Source organism: Chitinibacter sp. ZOR0017, from assembly GCF_000799095.1.
Taxonomy (GTDB): domain Bacteria; phylum Pseudomonadota; class Gammaproteobacteria; order Burkholderiales; family Chitinibacteraceae; genus Chitinibacter; species Chitinibacter tainanensis.
The window spans coordinates 32,921-55,500 of sequence record NZ_JTLG01000005.1; the positions used below are offsets into that span (position 1 = coordinate 32,921).

Sequence of the window (22,580 nt, forward strand, 5' to 3'; positions counted from 1 at the left end):
CACAATCCTACGGCGCGGGCTGCACCTTCAGCGCCGCATTGGGCAACATACCAAACACATCGGGCGCGTACATCGCCTCAACCCGGGTTGGGGGAATCTGGAAAGTACCAACCTGATTGAGCCGCACCGTGTATTCCAGCACCAGCTCGCCGCGCGGCACATAGCTGTAATACGCGCGATAGCTGCTGAAAGTACGCTCCACATAATCCGCACCGCCATCGCCAGTGGCCGTTTTGGCCTCGATCGCCGAATCGCGGCCCAAGCCGCTGCCCAGTATCGTCGCCCCGGCCGGGATGGGGTCATTCACCACCACCCAAGTCATATCGCTTTGGGCGGTGACTTCAAGCCGCACTTTCAGCACATCGCCCGGCTGATACTGGCCGGCGACTTTCTGACTGACCGGGGTCACAGTTTTCTTGATGCCATAGCCGGCATAGCGCGGGGCTTTGAGCACAATCGCCGCCTCGGCCTGCACCGTGGCCCATGGCTCGCCACTGCCGCTGTGTTTCACGACCAGATTACCCTTACCGCCGGTTGGCCAAGGCAAGAGGCCCAGTGCTTGGCTGCCCTCTTTAGGCCAATTCAGCGCCAGGGTTTTCTCGCCCAGCTGAGCGCTTGTGCTCCCCGATACCGGCACAGTTTCATACTGGCGCGAGAAGGCCGCCACCGCCAGAGTGCCCCACAAATTGGCTGTGGTCGTTTGCCAATGGCCTTTTTGTTGGCGAGCCAACAAGCCGGTGAGCAGACGCGGGATATCGCCCTGCCAATCGGGCAGGCTGCGCGCCACCAGCAAGAGCCGCGCGGCATTGACATCGGGGCTGCCCATCAGCCACCACGCATAATCATCTCGCTCGGTGCTAAAGCCCAGCCGCGGCCCTTGGTAAGTCAGGCGGGCGCGCAAGAGATTGCTGGCTTCCTGCTGCTTGGCCGCCAGATTAAAGCTCGCCGGCAGGCTGGTCTTGGCGCGCTGCAAAAGCGACAGCCAATCAATCAGCATGGCGGTGTTCATTTTTTGCGGATTAGGCTCCAGCACATCGAGCATGGCCGGCTTGAACTGGCCATAGCGCGCCAAGACTTCCATCGCGGCCAGCAACCGGGCTTCCTGATCTTGGCGCCCCAGTGGCAGCTGGCGTTTCAAACGGCCTTCCACCAGTGCCACCAACGCATTGAGCATGCGCTGCCGCGGCGCATCGGGGAGGGTCTCACCGGCTTCCTGCGCCGCCGCCAACAGATACACCGTGAGGGTATCGCTACCAATGCTGCCATTTGATTCGCTTACCGGCCAATACCATGCCAGACCATCTTGATCGAGATACAGTGGCAATTCGCTCATCAGCCGCTGCCAGCGGGTTTTGTCCCCCAGCCCCAGCGCGACCGAAGTACGCTGCTCCAGGCAGGAATACGGGTATTCGCTGAACCAGCGTTTCACCGCCGGCAGCTCATTGCCCAGTTTGCTTTGCAAGCTGATACGAATACCGCCACGGCCCGCCAGCGCATTGGGCGGCAAGCCCACCGGCACAGTCACACCAGCGCTATTCACCCGCAGCAAGGTGGCCTGCTCCACCGTCACCGGCACCGCCGGCTCCACTTGCTGCTGCACGGCCAAGCGATCGCTGGCCTTGCCGCCCACTTCCTGCGCGCTAAATTGCCACGCCAGCTGGCTAAGATTTTGCCCCACGGTCAGCGGCCAGCTGACAAAGCGCGCTTCACCCGCCGGAATCTCCACCTGCTGCGGCGTCAGCGCAGCCACACCCGAGGCGCTGGCCGTCACTTTCACCGCCATTTTGCGCTCGCTGCCATTGCGCACATTCACCCCGGCCGCCAGCTGATCGCCTTCGCGTACCAGCGGCGCCACGGCCGCGGTCAGCTGCAGATCTTGCCGCACGCTAAAGCTGGCTTCACCGGTGCCAAATAAATCGGGCCCGGCATCCACCACCGCCACCAGCTTGAAGGTTGTCAGCGCATCATTAATCGGCACCTGCACCCTGGCCATGCCCTTGGCATCCAGCACCACGGCAGGCTGCCAGGTCAGCAGCGTTTCCAGTAATTCGCGGGTGGGGGCTTTGCCGCCACCGCCGCCTGGTGGCAAGGCTTTGCGGCCGTAATGGCGCTTACCGACCACCTCGAGCTGCGCGGTAGCGATTTCCACCCCAAAGCTATGCCGCTGATACATGGCTTGCAGTAAATTCCAGCTCTCATTGGGCTGTAATTCCAGCAAGGCCTGATCGACCGCGGCAAAGGCCACCTCGGTGCCGGCGGGCGCTGGCTGGCCATTTGGTAGCGTGACTTTCACGGTAACTTCGGCCTGCTCGCGAATACCATAGCTCGCCTTCGCCGGGGTAACGCTGACCTGCAGCCGCTTGGCCGCTTCACCCACCTTGATTTCCGTCACCCCATATTTAAAGGCCGGCCGCGATAGATCAACCAAGGCCGTTGGCGGGGTGTAATCGCGCCCTTCCTGCCAGTAGGCCTGCCACCATTCCACCGGTGATTTCCAGCCCCAGGTAAAGAAGGAATACCACGGCACATCACGCACGCGGCCGCGCACCGCCAGCACCGACACATACACATTGGGCGTCCAGTCAGCGGCAATCGGCAGGCTAAAGCTAGCGGTTTTGCCCTCTAGCTCGACAACGCGGGTTTCCAGAATGCCTTCGCGCTCAATCCCGATCCAGGCCGTGGCTTTGCGAAACGGCATCCGCACCTGGAAAGTCGCGGTTTCACCGGGGGCGTAGCTAGTTTTCTCGGGCAGTACGTCAATGCGGTCATTGTTATCGCCATCAAACCACAACTCGTCATGCTGACTCACCCAAACTTCCTGCGCACTGCGCACGCGCTGACCTTGTGCATCCTGCACTTCGGCCACCAGCTCCATATTGCCGGCGGCTTTAAAATTTACCTCGCAATACGCCAAACCCTGCGCATCGGTGGTGGTGCTGCACACCTCGCCTTTGTCCTCGATCTCTTCGTTGTGCTCCCAGGCATAAAAGCCCCCCACCAGCCGCTTGCGGCTAGATAGGTAGCGGTGCTCGCGCAACTTGATGCTGACTTTCTGCCCTTTCACCGGCTGATCATTGGTATCCAGCACCACGGCCTTGGCTTGCAAAGCCCGGGCGGTGGTAATCCAGCTATCCATCTGCAAACCCACTTGCAATGCGGCAGGCCAAAGTGGAATGCGCCGGCTGATGGTTTGAACTTCGCCATTCGGGTCGGCCAAGGCCATTTCGCTCACCAGCTCATAGCGCCGATCTAAGGCGGGTAGATTTTGCACCACCACCTTGCCGTTGCCATTGGCATCAAGCTTGACAGCGGCTTTATCCAGCACCACTTTGCCATCCAGCGACGATTCGCTTTGATTGGCCGCGCGCGGGGGATCAAAAGTGAACGCTTCATAATTGGCCGGCGAGCCATAGCGGCTAGCCAGCATGGCGCTCACTTGTACCGGCCAGTTTTTCGCCGGCCCACCATTGCCCCATGCCAGCGAAAGGGCCAGGGGTATTTCCTTGGCGGCCACACCAGCGTTCTTGTTGGCGACAATACCCCCTGTCATGGTCGGCAACTGGAATTGCTCGACCCGGAAAGTGCCGCTTTGAAGCGAATAGCCATCCAGCACGGGATTGGCGGCCTCACCGTGCATTTCGCGCTGACGCGTGCCTTTGCGCTCAAGGTAAAGGCTGTATTCACCCAGCTTGGCCGCTGCCGGCAAGGTAAAGCGGCTCTCGGCATAGCGGCCTTTGCGCCAGCTGAGCGGAAATTTAAATTCATCGCCGCTGGCTTCGTGCACGATGCGCAGCTGCTGCGGCAACGCTTCGGCTTGCAACAGCTTCAGCCCGCGCGGGGTGCGCAAGCGCAGGTAATGCTTCATCGAGATGGTTTCACCGGCGCGCAGCAGGCTGCGATCCAGCACACTGTGCGCAGCAATGGCCGAGGTTTCGTCAAAATAGCTCGGATAAGGGAAGCGCCAAGCTTCCAGCCCGCGATTCCAGCTGGAGCGCACAAACGAAACGTCTTCCTGCCCCTTGGCGTCTTTCGCCCGGGCAAACACATAAAGATCACGATCATCGTCGCAATCGCGCCGCTCGGTGAGCGCGCGCTCCACCAGCACAAAGCCCTGCGCATTGGTCTGCCCTTGCCACAAGGCCTGCCGGCGGCAATCGTAAATCGCTACCTTGGCCCCAGCTACCGGCTTGGCTTTATCCAGCGTGGTCACCCACACCGCCTGATTATTGGAAGAGGTTTTCAGATGCACCGCCAGATTGGTGACCAGCGCCGTGGTGCGCACATACATCGGCTTATCCGCCCCCAGCAAGGCACGGCCCAAGAGGCGGGATGAGACTTCCAGCACATAAAAACCTGGCTGTGGCAGCGGCACGCCCACTACCTCAAATGGCCAGCGCCCTTGCTGATCGGGCTGGCTGGGTAGTTTGAGCGCTTGTGCATGGGGGTCTTTATTCAGCAGCGACAAGCGGCGGGTTTGCACGTCTTTATTGTTTAGCCGCACCGTGGTTTCGTGGTAATCATTGACCTTGCTGTACCAGGCCATGATGTCGGCGTCGGATTTGAGCTGCAGGCTCTGCCCACCCAGCTGTACGCTTTGAATGGCGAGATTTTTTTCCACCCCGCGCAGGGTGAGCGGCACCAGCGCATCGGGGCCCGCTTCGATAATGCCAAAGGGTGCTGCGGCAAATTTGGCCAGCGGTGGATAATCACCCAGCTTCACCGGCAGAGGAAAACGTGCCGCATTCACCAGCGGCCGGCCCACTTCGTCGACCAAATCGGCGGGTAATTTAACCGTGAGCTCGGCCAGCGCGGGAAACGGCGGCTTAAAGCTAATGCCCTCTACTGGCTCACCCCGATTGGCGCCATCAACCTCAGGGCTGCGCTCGACACCATCGCCCACCAGCCGAATCGCATTGGCCAATGCAGCCGGTACGGCCGAGCTAAATTGCAGCCGGATGGGCTTGAATGGAATACAAGCGCCCTTGGCATTTTCACGCTCGCAGCTGAGCGTGGCCTTAAATGGCGCGCGCACTTTAAAGCGCAGCCGATCCGGCTGGCTCTGGCCACGCTGATGCACGATCAGGACATCACTCTCCGCCGGCAGTGGCTGGGCGCAGCGCGCCACTAATAACTGCCCCGCCACTTTGCGTAAATCCAGCGCTTGCACGATTTGCTCGCGCTCGCTGGCCGACACCAGCTGCATGCGCAGGCGCTCGGGCAAGCTGCTGGCCTGGCAATACAGCTGCTCAATCGCCGGCGGCTGGCCATTAAATTGCAGCACAAAGGCTTGCTCTTCTTCGATCAGTGTTTCCTCCGGCCAGCTGCGGGTGATTAGCGGCAGGCCGGTATAAAAACGGAAACTCAGATTGGCCGGCAGCGGCTGGCCTTGCAGATCTTTCCAGCCAGCTTTGGGGGTAAAGCGGCAATCGGTCTTGGCAGGCAAACGCTGCTGCAGATCAAGCACCCAGGTTTTGTCATCCACCCAGTGGCCTTGGCCTTTGAGTGGGCAGTTCCAGGTCAGCGGCGCGGGGGCTGCGCTATTGCCCAGCGCCACCACCGGCGCGGCAAAGCTCACTCTAACCTGATCGACCTGTTTCACTTCGCCCTGCGGGCTAAACACCGCCACCGTGGCGGCTTGCGCCAACGCGGTCAGGCCGCCCAGTAGTGCACTCAGGATGATTGCCGCCGATTGCTTGCGCATAGCCTGTCCTCGTCTGCCGGGATAAACAACCCGTGCTTTCAAATTGATTACAGGATTGTACTTGGGAAGACAGGCGAGCAGAACCCTAGCCACGCAGACGGTGCGCTAGCGCACAGCGCCTTATGACTTGCCATGCGCGAAATACAGGGCCTAGCATGGCTTGGCCAATGGCGCCGTCGCGCGTTGCCCTTGGCAACACGGTTGGCAACCCGGCTAACTACGGGCTCCCACATCACGCCCAGCAGCCCAGCGCTGGCTCAGCTATTGCAGCTGGCGTTTAGCGCCCAGCCTTTCCAGTGTGCGGATCAAATCAGCACTGCTGCGCCGGCAGGCCACGCAAGGCAGCTGGCGATGCTGGGCCAGATCGCGGTAATTGCGCATGGTGTTGTGATTAAGAAAATCAGTAAACAAAATCACCACCTCCATGCCTTTGAGGTTTTTCGGGCTGCGCTGGTGCACTGGATTACGGCCGGTCACATGATGGCCGACCGAAATGCCAAACTCGGCCAGCGTCGCGGGAATAGCGCCCAGATGATCAGCGCCGACGATCAGTGCCTGCATGGTGAGCTCCTTGCTGTGCGGCTTACACAATGGCTACTCAGGCTACCACCATCACTATATTTCTTTTAATTATTAATTTGAATTTACATATAACTAAGTATGCAATTTATTACAACCAAACCAAGGTGTGTTTTTGTTATATGAAAATTACATTTAATTATTGTTAAGAAAATATGACATCCAGTAGGATGCAGCTCATCGGCACTGCCACTGCGCAGTCACCCAGTTTTGAACCAACCTGAGGATGAGCACATGCATAACAAAACCCCTATTCTGGCCCTAGCCTTAAGCCTGAGCGTGCTAGCTGGCAGCGTTAGCGCCGCCAGCGTGGATATCCGCGGACAATATCGCAGCGAGCAAGATAAATTTGAATCCCGTGTTTTGCTGAATCATGAGTGGAGCAACGGCATTGGCGCTGGCTTTGAGTATGTGGTCGACAATACCAGCAAAGCAGGTGAAGGCATTGATCAGGCGCGCTGGAAAGAAAACGAGCTGGAGCTGTATTACAAATACAAAGTCAGCGACACCCTGACGCTGCTACCGAGTGTCCTATTCCAAGATACCAAGGCCAGCGGCGACATCGCCAAGATCGGCTTGCGCGCCAACTGGGCTTTTGCCCCTACCTGGCGCCTGGATGCCCGCGTACGCTACGAGCACAAAACTCGCGATACCCGCGATCTGGCCAAGCAATGGGATAACGATGACACCACCCGCAGCGAATTGTGGCTGCGCAAAACCTTCAATAAAGATCTGGAAACCTATTACAACTTCCGCTGGGATCACAAGCTGAACAACTACGCGTACCCAGATAAAAGCAGCAATCTTTATGAGCACAATGTTGGTGCCGCCTACAAGCTGAACGCCAACTTCAAACCCTATGCCGAAATTGGCTACCTGCCCGATGCGCTGATCAAAAACAAAGCGCTGACCGACGATTGGCGCTTCCGGCTGGGTCTGGTTTACAGCTTCTAAGACACGCCCCCACCGTAACTTACGGCTGGCCGCTTCCGCCGCCGTCTCACCCCTTTGCGCGCAAAGGGGTTTTTTATGCCCCAAAGATAAAACGGTTATATCAAAATCACCTTAAATTCTTTGTTCTGGCTTCGGCTGCTTGTTACAGTCAGGGTCACCTCAATCAATTTGGAGCTTCACCATGACTTCATTGCGCCACTGGGCAGTTGCTCTTGCTTTGGGCTCAGCCGCAGCCTTGAGCCACGCCGATACCACTTTGCTGAACGTCTCCTACGATGTGATGCGCGATTTTTATAAAGATTACAACCCGGCCTTTAGCAAATACTACGAAGCCAAATTCAAAGACAAAGTGATTATTCAGCAATCGCACGGTGGCTCAAGCAAACAGGCGCGCTCGGTGATTGATGGGCTGGAAGCCGATGTGGTCACCATGAATATGGCCACCGATATTGATGCGATTGTCGAGAAAGGCAAACAGATCAACGCAGGCTGGGATAAGAAATTCCCGAATGAAGCAGCGCCATTTTCCAGCTTGCAAGTGCTGATCGTACGCAAAGGCAACCCCAAAGGCATCAAGGATTGGGCGGATCTCACCAAGCCTGGCATTCAGGTGGTGGTACCCAACCCGAAAACCAGCGGCAATGGTCGCTACACTTTTCTGGCAGCCTGGGGCGCGGCGCTGAAACAAAATGGCGGCAACGAAGCCAAAGCGCGCGAATTCACCCAAGCGCTGTTTGCTAATGTACCGGTGCTCGATGCCGGCGGCCGCGCAGCCACCACGACCTTTATGCAGCGACAGATTGGCGATGTGCTGGTCACGTTTGAAAACGAAGCCGAAATGATTGCTCGCGAATTTGGCCGCGGCAATTTTGAGGTGATCTACCCAAGCGTATCGATTGATGCCGACCTGCCGGTGGCTGTGGTGGATAAAGTGGTCGACAAAAAAGGCAGCCGCAAAGCCGCCACCGAATACCTGAGCTATCTGTGGAGCCCGGAAGGCCAGGAAATCGCCGCACAAAACTACCTGCGCCCCCGCAATGCAGCGGTCGCGGCCAAATACGCGAAGCAATTCCCGGCGATCAAACTGTTTGGCGTGGCCGAATTTGGTGGCCTGAAAGCGGCGCAGAAAAAATTCTTTGATGATGGCGCGATTTACGATCAGATTGCCGCCGAGATCGCCAAAAAGAAATAAGCCCACTAGGTATAGCCAGCCAAGCCAATCCCAAGCTTGGCTGGCGAGCAATACCCTGCAAAAGGAAATCCCATGAAGTTCAAACAGCACAGTGTGCTGCCCGGCTTTAATCTCTCGCTGGGCTACAGCATGCTGTATCTCTCACTGATTGTGCTGCTGCCGCTGGCGGCGCTGATCAGCAAATCGCTCGGCTTAAGCTGGGCCCAATTTTGGGCCACCGTCAGCGAGCCGCGCGTGGTGGCCACCTATCAGGTGACCTTTGGTGCGTCGCTGCTGGCGGCCTTGATTAATTTATTTGTGGGTCTTTTGATTGCCTGGGTGCTGGTGCGCTACCCCTTCCCCGGCAAGCGCTTTATCGATGCGCTGGTCGATCTGCCCTTCGCCTTGCCCACTGCGGTGGCGGGGATTGCGCTGGCCACCCTGTATGCGCCCAATGGCCTTCTGGGTGAGCCACTGGAAAAGCTCGGCATCAAAATCGCCTTTACCCCGGCCGGGATCGTGCTGGCGCTGACCTTTATCACCCTGCCTTTCGTGGTGCGTACGGTACAACCGGTGCTGGAAGACATGGAGCGCGAGCTGGAAGAAGCCGCCTCAAGTCTGGGCGCCACCCGCTGGCAGATTTTTAGCCAGGTGATTTTGCCCACGATTTTCCCAGCGCTGCTCACCGGCTTTACGCTGGCCTTTGCCCGCGCAATTGGTGAATTTGGCTCGGTGATTTTCATTGCCGGCAATATGCCGTTCAAATCGGAAATCACCCCGCTGATGATTATCTCCAAGCTTGAACAATATGATTATCTGGGCGCTACCGCGATTGCTGTGGTGATGCTGCTGGTGTCGTTTGCCCTGCTGCTGCTGATTAACGGCCTGCAATGGTGGATGGCCAAACGCCTGGGGAGACGCAAATAATGGCGACAACAACGCGAAGCCTCGCCACGACCGAAGCGCCGTGGATCCGCTACACGCTCACCACGCTGGCACTGGCACTGATTACCCTCTTGCTGATCGTGCCGCTGTTATCGGTGTTTTATGAAGCGCTGCATCAAGGCTGGCAGCTGTATCAAGATTCGCTACTGGAAAGTGATGCCCTCGCCGCGATCAAACTCACGCTGATCGTTGCTGCGATTTCGCTGCCACTCAATCTGGTGTTCGGCGTGGCAGCAGCCTGGGCGATTGCCAAGTTTGATTTCAAAGGCAAAAGCATACTGATCACGCTGATCGACCTGCCCTTTGCCGTCTCGCCCGTAGTGGCCGGCCTGATTTATGTGCTGCTGTTTGGCGCGCATGGCTGGTGGGGGCCGTGGCTAGCCGAGCATGACATCAAGATCATCTTTGCGGTGCCCGGCATTGTGCTGGCCACGGTGTTTGTCACCTTCCCCTTTGTGGCGCGCGAGCTGATTCCGCTGATGGAAGCGCAAGGCAGCGAAGAAGAGCAAGCCGCCTTGGTGCTGGGCGCCTCGGGCTGGCAAACCTTCTGGCATGTCACGCTGCCCAATATCAAATGGGGCCTGTTGTATGGCGTGATTCTGGCCAATGCCCGCGCCATGGGTGAATTTGGCGCGGTGTCGGTGGTGTCAGGCCATATCCGCGGCATGACCAACACCATCCCGCTGCACGTCGAGATTCTTTATAACGAATACAACTTTGTCGGCGCTTTTGCCTGCGCTTCGATTCTAGCCCTCTTGGCATTGGCCACGCTGGCCATCAAGAGCTACATCGAATGGCGCACCGAGCAGCAAGCCGCCGAAGATCGCAAACACGCGACCGAGGAATAAACCATGAGTATCGAAATTCGCAATATCGTGAAAAGCTTTGGCGAGTTCAAGGCGCTCAATGATCTATCGCTGCAGATTGATTCTGGCGAGCTGGTGGCGCTGCTGGGCCCATCGGGCTGCGGCAAAACTTCGCTCCTACGGGTGATTGCTGGCCTGGAAACCCCCGACAGTGGGCAGATTCTGTTTCATGGCGAAGACACCACCGAGCGCCATGTGCGCGAGCGGCAAGTGGGCTTTGTGTTTCAGCACTATGCGCTGTTTCGCCATATGACGGTGTTTGACAATGTGGCCTTTGGCCTGCGCGTGCGCCCCAAGGCCACGCGCCCCACGGATGCTGAAATCAAACGCAAAGTGCACGAATTACTCAATCTGGTGCAACTTGATTGGCTGGCAGATCGGTATCCGGCCCAGCTCTCGGGCGGCCAGCGCCAGCGGATCGCCCTGGCGCGGGCACTGGCAGTCGAGCCTAAAGTGCTGCTCCTGGACGAACCTTTTGGCGCGCTGGATACCAAGGTGCGCAAAGAGCTGCGCCGCTGGTTGCGCCGCCTGCACGATGAAATGCACATCACCTCGGTGTTTGTGACGCACGATCAGGAAGAAGCACTGGAAGTCGCCGATCGAGTGGTGGTGATGAATAAAGGCCAGATCGAGCAGATCGGCACGCCGAGCGAAGTTTACGATCATCCGGCCACGCCATTTGTGTATCAGTTTTTGGGCGATGTAAATCTATTCCAATCACGCGTGCATGATGGCTGGGCACAAGTGGGCGACGCCAAATTTGCCAGCGATGGCGAGCACGCTACCGTGTATGTGCGCCCACACGAGATTGACCTGAGCCGGGTGGCCACCGCCAATGCCATTCGCGGCACCATCACGCATATTCGTCTGCTGGGCGCCACAGTGCGGCTGGAAGTCGAAGTGGCCGAGCATGATGTGGTGGAAGTCGAGCTAACGCGCGAGCGCCAGCAGGAAGGCGGCTGGCAAATTGCCGAGACGGTGTATCTGATTCCGCGCGAAGCCAAAGTGTATTCAACGGCGGCTTAATACGCCCCAATTCACGGCTAGAACGCCCCAAAACCGCCCGCAAGGGCGGTTTCAGGCTGCTGACAAAGTAGAAACCACGATTTTTCAAGTCTCGGCAAAGCCGAGCCTAGGAAATAAGGGCCTGAATCTGCAGCCTTTATGTTTTATTCCCACCCCTCCCGTCCCCTCCTTGAGGGGAGCCTCGCTTTGCGAGTGGGGTTTGTCATCAATCTAAAACCGCCCGCAAGGGCGGTTTTTTCTTCGCCATTGGCTCGCGCAAACCGCACCGCGGCACCCCGAATCAGCCCAGCTCATTTAATAACATCGGAATATAAAAAAAGCATTTCAAAGTATTTAGTAAACTAAAAACAATCCGGCATGATGGCTACATCAACTCCACACCACCGAGAAAACCACGATGAAAACCACTCGCGCTCTCCTTGCCGGTCTGCTCCTCACCACCTTTGCTGGCAGCACCTTTGCCGCCAGTTTTGAACTCTTGAACGTCTCCTACGATCCGACCCGTGAGCTGTATCAGGACTATAACAAGGCCTTTGCCGCTTACTACAAAAAGAAAACCGGTGATGATGTCACCATCAAGCAATCACACGGTGGCTCGGGCAAGCAAGCCCGCGCCGTGCTCGATGGCCTGGAAGCCGATGTAGTGACACTGGCGCTGGCCTATGACATCGACGAGCTGGCCACCCAAGGCAAATTGCTCAAACCCGACTGGCAAAAACAATTTAAAGAAAACTCATCGCCCTACACTTCCACCATTTTGTTCCTGGTGAAAAAAGGCAATCCGAAAGGCATTAAAGACTGGTCGGATCTGATTCGCCCCGATGTCAAAGTAATCACCCCTAATCCGAAAACTTCGGGCGGCGCACGCTGGAATTACCTCGCCGCTTGGGGCTGGGCGAAGAAAACCTACGGCTCAGATGACAAAGCCCGCGATTTCGTGCAAAAGCTGTATAAAAACGTGCCCGTGCTGGATACCGGCGCCCGTGGCTCAACCGTCACCTTCACCCAGCGCGGCATTGGCGATGTGCTGATCGCGTGGGAAAACGAAGCCGAGCTGGTGTTCCGCGAGCTGGGCCGCGATAAATTTGAAGTAGTTGCTCCATCGCTGACGATTAAGGCCGAGCCCCCTGTGGCGATTGTCGATAAAAACGTCGACAAAAAAGGCACCCGCAAAGTAGCTACCGAATACCTGAGCTATCTGTATTCGAAAGAAGGCCAGGAAATCGCCGCCCAAAACTACTATCGCCCAATCGATAAAGAAGTGTTTGCTAAATACGCCAAGCAATTCCCTGCCGTGAAGCAGTTTGATATCGATGATGAATTTGGCGGCTGGGCCAAAGCACAGAAAACCCACTTTAGCGATGGTGGCGTGTTCGACCAGATCTACAGCAAGTAATCCTGCGGGCTATCCGCTGCCGCACGCCCTGCTTCGTGCGGCATTTTTTATTGGGTATAGCACTGCAAATCAATCACTATAAGTATCACAGCACTATACCCCTGATCTTTTAAACCGCCTTGCTCTAGTGCGTGCGTACACTGGGCGCGGGCGGGAGAATGTCGCCATGAATCAGATCGTGCAGCCCCCTCTCAATTACCCGGTGCCCCCGGAAATCCGCCAGGATTGGCCGGAAAGCCTGTTTCAGATCGATAGCCTCAAAGGCGTGGTGGTGAAAGCCATGGGCTCGACGCTTTCATCGGCGTTTCAGCCACTGCTTGATCGCAACGGCCAGCGCTTTGCCGATGAAGCCTTGCTGCGCGCCACCGTGCGCGAGCGGCCGATCGCCCCGCAGCAGGCCTTTGGCGCGGCGCGGCAAGGCCATAAGCTGATTGCCTTTGATCGGCTGTGCCGCACCCTGCATGTGATGAATTTTGCCAGCTACGCCCAGCCGGACCGGCTGCTGTTTCTGAATGTGCACCCGGAGCTGCTGGTGCAGATCAACGATCATGGCGCGTATTTTGAGCGGATTTTAAGTAGCCTTGGGTTTAGCCCGCAGCAGATTGTGCTGGAGCTACTGGAACACGAAACACTGGCCAGCGATGCGGTCGATATTTCGCGCGCGGTGCACAACTACCGCAAGAAAGGCTACCGGATTGCGCTGGATGATTTTGGCCATGGCATGGCCAATCTGGATCGCCTGTGGCTGCTCGAGCCCGACTACGTGAAGCTGGATCGCCATCTGATCACGCTGGCCGCGCAGCAAAGCAAAGCCCGCGCTGGCTACGGCCAACTGGTGCAATTACTCAAAAATGCCGGCACCCAAGTGATTGCCGAAGGCATTGAAACCGAAGAACACAAGCAGCTGGCGCTGGCGAGCGGCGTGGATGGGATGCAAGGTTTTTACTTTGCCCATCCCCGCCCTCGCCCGCTCTAAGCGCAAGGGAGAGCTGATGCAAGTAAGCGAACAATGCCCGCTAGAAATCGAACAATGGCTGGCCGAGGGTAAACGCATTTTGATCGCCCCGGGCTGGAAAAACTCGCCCGCCGGGCATTGGCAAAGCGAATGGCAAGCGCAGTTTCCGGCCATGCAGCGGGTGGAGCAGCCTGATTGGGATTATCCCGTCGCCGCCGACTGGGTGCGCCAGCTGGATCAGACCGTGCGCGCCAGTCGCGCACCGGCGCTGATTGTGGCCCATAGCCTCGCGTGCCCAACGCTCGCGCACTGGGCCGCACTGCATGGGCGCGAGAGCCCCGTCAAAGGCGTGCTGCTGGTCGCGCCTGCCGATGTGATGCGCCCGGAAGCACCCGAAGCGTTTACCGGCTTTGCACCGTTGCCGATTATACCGCTGCCGTTTTTTAGCTGGATTATCGCCAGCACCACCGACCCGCATTGCAGCACCGACCGCGCCAGCCAGCTGGCACTGAATTGGCGCTGCAAGCTCTCGCTGATTGAAAACGCCGGGCATATCAATATTGCTTCCGGCCACGGCGAATGGCCGGAAGGGCTGCAATTGCTGGCCAAGCTGATTCAGATTGTGAATGGCGATCAGGATGAATAAAGCCCGGCTGGCAGGCTGAACTTTTTGCCCGCCGGCCACTCCATGCCAGAGCAATATGTCACTGCCCGCGCTGGAGCCGCTATGCCGCAACTGAGTTTATTTTTACTGATTTTCGCCGCCGCCTGCCTGATTGCCCTGGTGAGCATGTGGGTCCAAAAAGCTGATAAGGTCGAAACCGGAATTATGGCCGGCACCGGCGGGCTTAGCCTGGCTGGCGCACTGCTCGCCTGGGCCAATGCCTAAACCAGCCTAAGCCAGCTACCACCCAATAAAAAAGCAGCTCTGTGGCTGCTTTTTTATTGAGGTACTCAGTGCCCAGAAGCCCCGAGCGCCTGTAAACACCTTTACTTTATAAGAAGCGCAGCGCCGCCATGGCCACCAGGGTGGGGGTGAGCGCAGCCAGCGCCAAGTAGCCGGCATTCACCGTGCCATCGCTAAAATGCCCGCGCAAAATCGTCAGCCCCGCCGGATTGGGGGCATTAGCAATTACGGTTAAACCACCACCTGCCACCGCACCCGCCACCAGCGCATACTGAAACTCGGGCGAAAGCCCCGGCACCAGCGAGCCCAGATAGGTGAGCGCGGCATTGTCGGTAAAGGCGGTCAGCGCGGTCGCGCCAAAGAACACCGCATCGCTACTCATACTCATCAGCACCGGTTGCAGCCACCATTGCTGATGCCCGCCCAACACCACCAGGCCGGCAAGGAAAAACGCCACCAGCAGTGCCTCGCGCAAAATCAGTCTGTCTTGATGGCGCTCATAGGCGTGGGTAATGCCGATAAAAAACAGCAACAGCCCCATGAAAATGGGTGGGTAATGCGCAAACACCACCACCCCAAGCAGAAACAGCAAATGGGTAATCACCAGTGTCATGGGTACTTTCGGCGCGCTACTGCTATCCGCACTTGGCGCTTGCAGCTGCGCCAGCTCGCGCCAGAACAGCAGCGTGAGGCCCACGGCATTTACCGTCACGGCAATCGCCGCTTTCCAGCCAAACTGGGTCAGCATAAAGTGCAGATCCCAGCCCCATTGGCCGGCCACCATCAAGACTGGCGGCGCGGCAAACGGGGTGAGCGTGCCGCCGATAGAAATATTCACAAACAGCACGGCCAAGGTGGCGTATTTAAAGCGCTGGCTTAAAGGCTGGGCAAAAAATTGCTGGCTGATAATCAGCGCCGCCAGCGTCATGGCCGCCGGCTCGGTGATAAACGAGCCCAACAGCGGCACAAAAATCATTACCACCAGAAAATAACCCACCCGCCCCGGTAGCGGCAGCAGCCGAGCCAAGAGATTAATCAGCTCGCCCGCCACATACAGAATCGGCCGCGTGGCGGCGATGACCATAATCGCAAACACAAACAGCGGCTCGGTGAAATTGCGGGTGTTCAGATATTCTTTGGTTTCAGGTACGCCCACCAGGCCAAACATCGCCAGCATCAGCACCAGCGCCCAAAAGCCAAACACCACCTCCACTTCACCCAGCAAATGCCAGATGCCGCCGTGGCGCGGGTAACGGTGGGCCAGCCCTTCAAAATATTTGGTGGCAAAGGTGTGCAAAATAGCGACAGCAAAAATTGCGGCCGCCAGCAGCTGAAAAGTGCTGGGTGATTGATCCATCGGCGTTCCCTGTCAGATTCATTGTTGTATGCGGCAGTGCCGTGCATAGCCTACCGCCACTGTGAGACTGGCGAAACCGTGCCAGTGTTCCGTGGTAATTTTGCCAACACGCCAGTGATCATCTAGCGCAGCTGCGCCAGATACCCCACCCAGTACTGCCCAAAGCCTTATTAAAATCGAGACTTAGCGCGCCATACCCCGGTAGCCACATCTGGCCTCGCCCTTTTCACAATTGTTTACAACTGAGCAAACTTTGCGCCGGATTGCGTGGGCGCGGCTCTTTAGCATGGCGGCATCTTCTCCAACCCGAGGTGTACCATGCATTTTTCGCTGACGATTCCGCTTTTGTGTGCCCTACCCTTTACGCTGGCAGCTTGCGGTGGCGCAGGCCCTACTACCCCTAGCCCCACCCCAGCACCGACCGCGCTACCCACTCCGGCACCGGTGAACTACGCGCCGGTCATCAGCGCCTGGCAAGCCAAGCTTCAGCAGTTTTTAAGCGCACAACAGCTGGCGGGCCTGAGTATTGCGGTGGTGGATGGCGACCGGGTGGTGTGGGCGCAAGGCCTAGGCGTGGCTGATCTGGCCAGCGGGCAGCCCGCCACGGCCGATACGCTGTTTCGGGTGGGGTCGATTTCCAAGCTGTTTACCGCCACTGCAGTGATGCAGCTGGTGGAGCAGCAGCAATGGCAGCTCGAGCAAAGCCTGCCTAGCCTCTTGCCGGGTTTTAGCGTGCAATCGCGCTTTGCGGCCAATGCTAGCGCCGCCCAGCAAAGCGTGACGCTGCGCCGCGTCTTGAGCCACCACGCAGGTTTACCGGAAGAGGTGGTCGCCTGCCTGCAGCAATACGATGCCGCGCTCACCCGCTGTAGCCAAGGGGTAGAGCTCGCCCATCGGCCGGGCGAGCAATTTGCTTATTCCAATTACGGCATCGACCTGCTGGGCGCAGCTTTGGCGCAGCATTATCGGCAACCGTTTACCGAGCTAATCCGCAGTCAGGTTTTGCTACCTCTGGGGATGCGCCAATCGAGCTTTGCCCCCGCCAGCGCACCCTTTAACCGCTACGCCCAAGCCCACGCCGGGCGGCAAGCGGTGGGCTACCAGAATGACTATGACCATATGCCAGCCGGGGGGCTATGGAGCAGCGCCAATGAGATGAGCCGCTTTTTACGCTTTGCGGTCAATGGTGGCCAACTAGAAGGGCAGCAAGTCTTGCAGCGCGCGAGCTTGCAGCAAATGTGGCAGGCGCAAAACCCCGATACCCCGCTGGATCTGGATTGCCAGACCGGACTGGGCTGGTTTGCCAATGAATGCGGCGCCCCCAAGCTGGGAGATGGCTGGCGGGTGGTGCAGCATGGCGGCTCCACCAAGCTCTTTAATGCCGAGCTAAGCGTGCAGCCCGAACACAAGCTGGGCGTGTTTATCGCAGTTAATGGCGATGATCAGGACCAGCTGAGCCAACTGGCGCGCGACTTGCTGGCCGATTTACTGAAACAGAAAACTGGCCAAGCGGTGAAAAAAACCACCCTGCCCGCCGCGCAAATCACGCAGCCTAGCGCTGCCGAGCTGCAACGCTATGCCGGCTGGTATTACCTGCACTCGATTGACCTACCCGCCGCCGCCTTGCTGCTGAAGGTACAGCAGGGCCAACTCCTTGCGCAGTCGGCCGACCCCACCGCGCCGGCAATACCGCTGCAGCGCGACCAGGATGGTTGGTATCGCCTGCAAGGCCTGAGTGATGTACGCATCCAGCTGCAAACACTGGCCGGCCGCGAGATGCTGGTGGCACAAACTAGCGATGGCCGGGCGCTGCATTCAGAGCGTCTCCAAGCCCAACCACTCAGCGCAGCTTGGCAGCAGCGCATTGCCACGCAGCTGCAGGTGGATGATGTTACGCTGAGCTGGGAAGTGCTGGATGGTCTGTTGCTGCTCTTAGCCAATGATCAACCGCTGTATTTCATTGAACCCTTGGATGACCAGACCGCCGTCGTGGCCGGACAAGGCCGTGGGCGGGGCGATGTGCTGCGCTTTACGGATACCGGGGTACTGTATCAGGGCCTAGGCATTGAAAACGCTAGATTTATCAGAGATACCTACTAGGCACACCCCCAGCCGTACCGCTTGGCGCGGCTGGGCACAGGCGCAGCCCGCGAAAAGCGGTACACTGCGCCAGCCACCGAAGGAGCGCGCATGAGCCGCATTTTGCTAATTGAAGATGATCTCAAACTGGCGAGCCTGACCAGCCGCTACCTGAGCCAGCAAGGTCTCACCGTGCGGTGTGTGCACGATGGGCGCGAGGCGCTGGCCGCCTACAGTGCGTTTCAGCCCGATCTGGTGATTCTGGATGTGATGCTGCCCGGCAAAGATGGCTGGCAAATTTGCCGCGAGCTGCGCCAGCACAGCGCGGTGCCGCTACTAATGCTCACCGCCCGCGATGAACAATACGACCAAATCCTGGGGCTGGAGCTGGGGGCCGATGATTATGTAGTGAAACCGGTGGAGCCGCGGCTGCTGCTGGCACGGATACGCGCCATTTTGCGCCGGCAAGAAGGCCATCTGCCTGCCCCGGCCGGCTTGCTGCAATATGGCCAGCTCAGTATCGACACCGCCAATCGGCAAGTGACACTGGCCGGGGCAGACATCCCGCTGGGCAGTGCCGAATTTGAGCTTTTGAATTTACTGGCCAGCCAGCCGGGCAAGGTGCTCTCGCGCGAGCAGATTATTCAGGCGCTGCGCGGCATTGAGTTTGATGGCCTCGATCGCACCGTGGATGTGTGCGTGAGCAAGCTGCGCAAAAAACTGGGGGACGATCCGCGCGAAGCCCGCCGCATCAAAACCGTCTGGGGCAAAGGCTATCTATTTAGCCCCAACCAGTGGGAGGGCTAAGCCATGTTGCGGCTGTTTTTCCGGCTGTATCTGCGGCTGATTTTGGGGTTTATCGTGTTTGTGGCCGGCGTAAATTACGCCCTGTATGGCGTTATGAAACAGGAAAACCTGCGCATGACCCGCGCGATGGCCAGCGGGCAGGTGTATCAGCTGCAGCAGTATTTTAATCCGCTCACCCCCGGCGCGCGCCCGGCCGCGCTAACCGCGCTGCAAGCGCATTTTGGTCTGCAGCTGAGTTTGCATCCGGCTGGCGGGCTGGCTCTGAGCCGCGCGCAACAGCGCGAGCTGGCGGCCGGTGATTTTGTCGTGCTGAGCGAAGATGGCGCGCTCACCAGCACTGATTCGGCTTTGATTTTGCCCTTGCAGGGCGGGCAATGGTTGCAGGTGACGATCCCGCCCGACCCAAGCTGGCTCGGCTGGGCCAGCCTGGGCGCCAATCTGGTGGTTTTTGCGCTGTTGGCGGCGCTGCTGTGGCACTGGAGTAGCCGCCACTGGCGCGATCTGGCCCAGCTGGGCGCAGCCGCCCGCGCCATGGGGCAAGGCCATTTGGAAGTACGGGCCGATTTACCGAAAAAATCCGATCTGCATCAGCTCGCCACGCATTTTAATCAGATGGCGGCGCAGCTGCAGCTCTTGGTCACGCAACAAAACGAGATGATTCACGGGGTGGCGCACGAGCTGCGCACCCCGATGGCGCGCATGGCCTTCGAGCTGGACTTACTTGCCGCCAGCAGCGATGCCGCCGAGCAGCAGCAATTGCAAACCGAGCTGCGCAGCGAGCTTCAGGAGCTGGAGCAACTGATCAGCGAAATGCTCAGCTATTGCCGGCTGCAACAGCAGGCCCAGCCCTGGCAAAGCGTGCCCGCCGCCGACTGGCTGGCCAGCGCGCTGGCCGATGCCGAGCTAGAAGCGCGCCAATATGGGGTTACGCTGATTGGCGAGGCGCCGGCACAGCACTGCCAGCTCGAGCCGCGGCTGCTGGCGCGGGCGCTGAGTAATCTGCTGCGCAATGCGCTGCGCTATGCCACGCAACGGGTCGAGGTGCGGCTGACTGCCGAGGCGCAGCACTGGGTGCTGACGGTGGATGATGATGGCCCCGGGATTGCCCCGGATGATCGGCTGCGGGTGTTCGAGCCCTTTACCCGGCTCGATCAAAGCCGCAATCGTGCCAGCGGCGGCTTTGGGCTGGGGCTGGCCGTGGTGCGGCGGATTGCACAATGGCATGGTGGCGAGGTGAGCGCCAGCCAGTCGCCGCTCGGTGGCGCACGGCTACAATTGCGTTGGCCGCTGAAATATACCCCTGCTGGTATTGGCCAGCAGGAAAATAAAGATATAGATCAGCCATCTATACCCCCGACATTAAATTGAAACGATTGTTTTAAACCTTTGTAATAGTCGCCGCGCATCATCGCCATCCTTTGTATCTGCCCGAAAGGATTGCATGATGGATCGTCGCCAATTTCTGCGCATGGCCGGTTTTATGACCGCCAGCGTGGCCACCCCGGTTTTATTAAGCGCCTGTGGCGGCGCCAGCGTCGAGGCCCCGCAGCCGACAGCCAGCCCCAAACCGCTGCTGCTGCAGTTTCCGCAAGGGGTAGCCAGTGGCGATCCGAAAGCGGATAGCCTCGTCTTCTGGACACGCGCCCTGCCTGCCGGGCTCGACCCCATCGCCGTTCACCCGGCCAGCGCCAACAGCACGCTGGAACTGATCGTGACCGAGGGCGACCCGGGCGCTGCCGTGGGCACCACCGCTGAGCTGACCGGTAAGATCGTTGCCCGCGTGCAGCTGGCCGCGCTCACCGAGTGGGATCACAGCGTGCGCCACAAGCTGAGCGGCTTGAATGGCAATACCGTGTATGGCTATCAATTTGTGGCCGGCACCAGCCGCTCGCTGATTGGCCGCGCCAAAACCGCCGCTGCCGCCAATGTGGCCCTGAATCAGCTGAAATTTGCCTTTTTGTCCTGCCAGGATTGGAGCGTAAACCACTGGGGCGCGTTTGATTTGCTAGCCAAGGAAGAACTGGATTTCATCGTGCATCTGGGCGACTACATCTACGAAACCGTGGGCGAAGCCTTCCAGAAAGGCGCAGTTGAAGCTGCGCACCCGGCACTAAAATTGCCCAATGGCCCGTACAAGAGCGGCAACAGTGGCGCGCGCTATGCCAACACCATCGACGACTATCGCGCCCTGTATAAACAATACCGGATGGATCCGCGCCTGCAGCAAGTGCATGCCCGCTTTGCGATGATTGCGGTGTGGGATGACCACGAGTTTTCCGATGATTGCTGGGGCGATGCCACCACCTACGACAACGGCAGCTTTGATCCGGCTAAAGGCGGCGACAACAAGCACGAAACCGCCCGCCGCCGCGCAGCCAATCAGGCCTGGTATGAATTTATGCCGGCCGATGTGGCCTTTGATGCCAATGCCACCGGCTTTCAGACCATCCGCCTCTATCGCGATTTCCAGTTTGGTCAGCTGATGCAGCTGGTGATGACCGACCAGCGCCTGTACCGCACCGACCACGTTTTGCCCGAAGCCCAAGTGGGCAGCGCCAACGGCAGCCGCTATATGGTGCCAACGCAATATCTGGCCGCGGCCGAAGCGCAAAAGATGAAAGTGGCCGCTGCAGGTGGCGACCCGCTGGCGCTGACCTCGATTCTGGGCAAAACCCAGCGCGACTGGTTTAAAAACAAACTGAAAACCTCCAGCGCCCAATGGCATTTCTGGGGTAATGAAGTCTCGCTGCTGCGCATGCGGCTGGATGCACGCAAGCTAGCGGGGGTACCAACTGAGCTGCAACAAGAATTTGTGCTCAACGCCGATCAGTGGGATGGCTTTAACGCCGAGCGCAGCGATATCCTGGGCTATATCCGCAGCCAGAATATCCAGAACGTCGTCGCCGTCACTGGCGATATTCATAGCTTCTATGCCGGGGTGGCGCACGCCGATTACAGCCAGGACACCCCAGCGGTGGTCGATCTGGTCACCGCCGGGATCAGCAGTGATTCGTTCTATAGCTATCTGGCTAGCGCAGTGCGCGACCCGTCTTTAGCTAGCGCACAGGCCCTGATTTTTACCAGCGAAGCGGGCGCCGAAGCGATTGCGATTCAGATGCTCAGCGTTGCCATTGCCCAGCAAGCTGGCGTGAGCAATTTAGGCGACAAAGCCGCCATTCAGCAGGCGGTGGGCGCGGCCATTCAGGCGGGCCAGCTTCCAGCCACGGCAGTGCAAGCCACGGCAGGCCTCGCCACCAGCGAAATCAACACCCTCAATGATTTGCTGGGTGGCGGCCTAGGCCAAACCATTGCCAGCACCATCGCCAGCCTGGCGGCCCGCAAAGCCTCGGTGGCCGCGCAAACCTTGTATGGCCTGGTAGCCGGCAAAATCGCCAGCCAGATGCAAATCCCGGCAGCGAATGTGCCTGCCAGCGCGGTGCAGCCATTCCTGAATCCATTTGCCGATCAAGCTAGCGGTAAAGCGCCGGTGAATAATCCGTGGATCAAGCATGCCGATACCGATGCCCAAGGCTATGCCGTGGTTACCGTAACGCCAAGTGAAGTGCAATGTACTTTCCGCAAAATGCGCCGCCTCGCTAATGGCGCCGCCCCAAGCACGCCATTGGCGAGCGAAACCCGCGTGCGGATTGCCAGCGGCAAAGCCGATGTCAGTGTGGTGAGCTAGGCCGCCACACAGGCTGATGTATTGAGTTGATGTAGTGCGTATCGCCATCGGGCTGGCCGTCGCCCGCTGGTCTTCGCCCCACCTTCGGGTGGGGCTTTTTTTATCCGCCGCGTGCGGAACTAGACCTTTGCGCACTGTCCCGAAAAATTCGT

16 protein-coding genes are annotated in these 22,580 nt (G+C 58.6%); 13 read left to right on the top strand and 3 right to left on the bottom strand.

Annotated features, from left to right (window positions below; genetic code table 11):
* Positions 1–7: 7 nt before the first annotated feature.
* Together L991_RS01510 and L991_RS01515 are read right to left on the bottom strand one after the other, a co-directional pair.
* On the bottom strand, positions 8–5,701 hold the full coding sequence (locus L991_RS01510) for an alpha-2-macroglobulin (RefSeq protein ID WP_047391414.1): 5,694 nt from the start codon (positions 5,699–5,701) through the stop codon (positions 8–10).
* Positions 5,702–5,962: 261 nt separating this feature from the next.
* On the bottom strand, positions 5,963–6,262 hold the full coding sequence (locus tag L991_RS01515; RefSeq protein WP_028449290.1) for a DUF2325 domain-containing protein: 300 nt from the start codon (positions 6,260–6,262) through the stop codon (positions 5,963–5,965).
* Between the two features lie 252 nt (positions 6,263–6,514).
* Between L991_RS01515 and L991_RS01520 the strand changes: the two genes are divergently transcribed.
* The 9 genes from L991_RS01520 (at position 6,515) to L991_RS17140 (ending at position 14,482) form a co-directional block, all read left to right on the top strand.
* Positions 6,515–7,234, top strand: coding sequence for an oligogalacturonate-specific porin KdgM family protein (locus tag L991_RS01520; RefSeq protein WP_047391418.1), 720 nt, complete (start codon positions 6,515–6,517; stop codon positions 7,232–7,234).
* 181 nt (positions 7,235–7,415) lie between these two features.
* On the top strand, positions 7,416–8,426 hold the full coding sequence (locus tag L991_RS01525; RefSeq protein WP_047391422.1) for a sulfate ABC transporter substrate-binding protein: 1,011 nt from the start codon (positions 7,416–7,418) through the stop codon (positions 8,424–8,426).
* Positions 8,427–8,498: 72 nt separating this feature from the next.
* Positions 8,499–9,332: a sulfate ABC transporter permease subunit CysT gene (cysT, locus tag L991_RS01530; protein WP_028449287.1), complete on the top strand. Its 834-nt coding sequence runs from the start codon at positions 8,499–8,501 to the stop codon at positions 9,330–9,332.
* Positions 9,332–10,198 carry a sulfate ABC transporter permease subunit CysW gene (gene cysW, locus L991_RS01535; protein WP_034619019.1) on the top strand — a complete coding sequence of 289 codons (867 nt, stop codon included), beginning with the start codon at positions 9,332–9,334 and terminating at the stop codon, positions 10,196–10,198. The genes cysT and cysW overlap by 1 nt, the downstream gene beginning before the upstream one ends.
* Before the next feature lie 3 nt (positions 10,199–10,201).
* The gene (locus tag L991_RS01540) at positions 10,202–11,242 is read left to right on the top strand and encodes a sulfate/molybdate ABC transporter ATP-binding protein (RefSeq protein ID WP_028449286.1); all 1,041 of its coding nucleotides are present in this window, start codon (positions 10,202–10,204) and stop codon (positions 11,240–11,242) included.
* A 397-nt stretch (positions 11,243–11,639) separates the two neighbouring features.
* Positions 11,640–12,638 (top strand): sulfate ABC transporter substrate-binding protein, encoded by a 999-nt coding sequence (locus L991_RS01545; protein WP_047391425.1) that lies wholly within the window; start codon positions 11,640–11,642, stop codon positions 12,636–12,638.
* A gap of 166 nt (positions 12,639–12,804) precedes the next feature.
* Positions 12,805–13,614: an EAL domain-containing protein gene (locus L991_RS01550; protein WP_052190487.1), complete on the top strand. Its 810-nt coding sequence runs from the start codon at positions 12,805–12,807 to the stop codon at positions 13,612–13,614.
* Between the two features lie 16 nt (positions 13,615–13,630).
* Positions 13,631–14,239 carry an alpha/beta hydrolase gene (locus tag L991_RS01555; protein ID WP_052190488.1) on the top strand — a complete coding sequence of 203 codons (609 nt, stop codon included), beginning with the start codon at positions 13,631–13,633 and terminating at the stop codon, positions 14,237–14,239.
* An 81-nt stretch (positions 14,240–14,320) separates the two neighbouring features.
* Positions 14,321–14,482, top strand: coding sequence for a hypothetical protein (locus tag L991_RS17140; RefSeq protein WP_156128944.1), 162 nt, complete (start codon positions 14,321–14,323; stop codon positions 14,480–14,482).
* A gap of 106 nt (positions 14,483–14,588) precedes the next feature.
* On the opposite strand, the gene L991_RS01560 is transcribed toward L991_RS17140, so the two are convergent.
* Complete coding sequence (locus tag L991_RS01560) at positions 14,589–15,857, bottom strand: putative Na+/H+ antiporter (RefSeq protein ID WP_047391428.1); 1,269 nt, start codon at positions 15,855–15,857, stop codon at positions 14,589–14,591.
* 318 nt (positions 15,858–16,175) lie between these two features.
* Between L991_RS01560 and L991_RS01565 the strand changes: the two genes are divergently transcribed.
* The 4 genes from L991_RS01565 to L991_RS01580 all read left to right on the top strand — a co-directional run bounded on the left by L991_RS01565 (position 16,176) and on the right by L991_RS01580 (position 22,428).
* The gene (locus L991_RS01565) at positions 16,176–17,957 is read left to right on the top strand and encodes a serine hydrolase (RefSeq protein ID WP_047391431.1); all 1,782 of its coding nucleotides are present in this window, start codon (positions 16,176–16,178) and stop codon (positions 17,955–17,957) included.
* Between the two features lie 90 nt (positions 17,958–18,047).
* The gene (locus L991_RS01570; protein WP_028449281.1) at positions 18,048–18,743 is read left to right on the top strand and encodes a response regulator transcription factor; all 696 of its coding nucleotides are present in this window, start codon (positions 18,048–18,050) and stop codon (positions 18,741–18,743) included.
* Between the two features lie 3 nt (positions 18,744–18,746).
* The gene (locus L991_RS01575) at positions 18,747–20,111 is read left to right on the top strand and encodes an ATP-binding protein (RefSeq protein WP_052190489.1); all 1,365 of its coding nucleotides are present in this window, start codon (positions 18,747–18,749) and stop codon (positions 20,109–20,111) included.
* Positions 20,112–20,187: 76 nt separating this feature from the next.
* Positions 20,188–22,428: an alkaline phosphatase gene (locus L991_RS01580; protein ID WP_047391433.1), complete on the top strand. Its 2,241-nt coding sequence runs from the start codon at positions 20,188–20,190 to the stop codon at positions 22,426–22,428.
* Positions 22,429–22,580 lie beyond the last annotated feature (152 nt).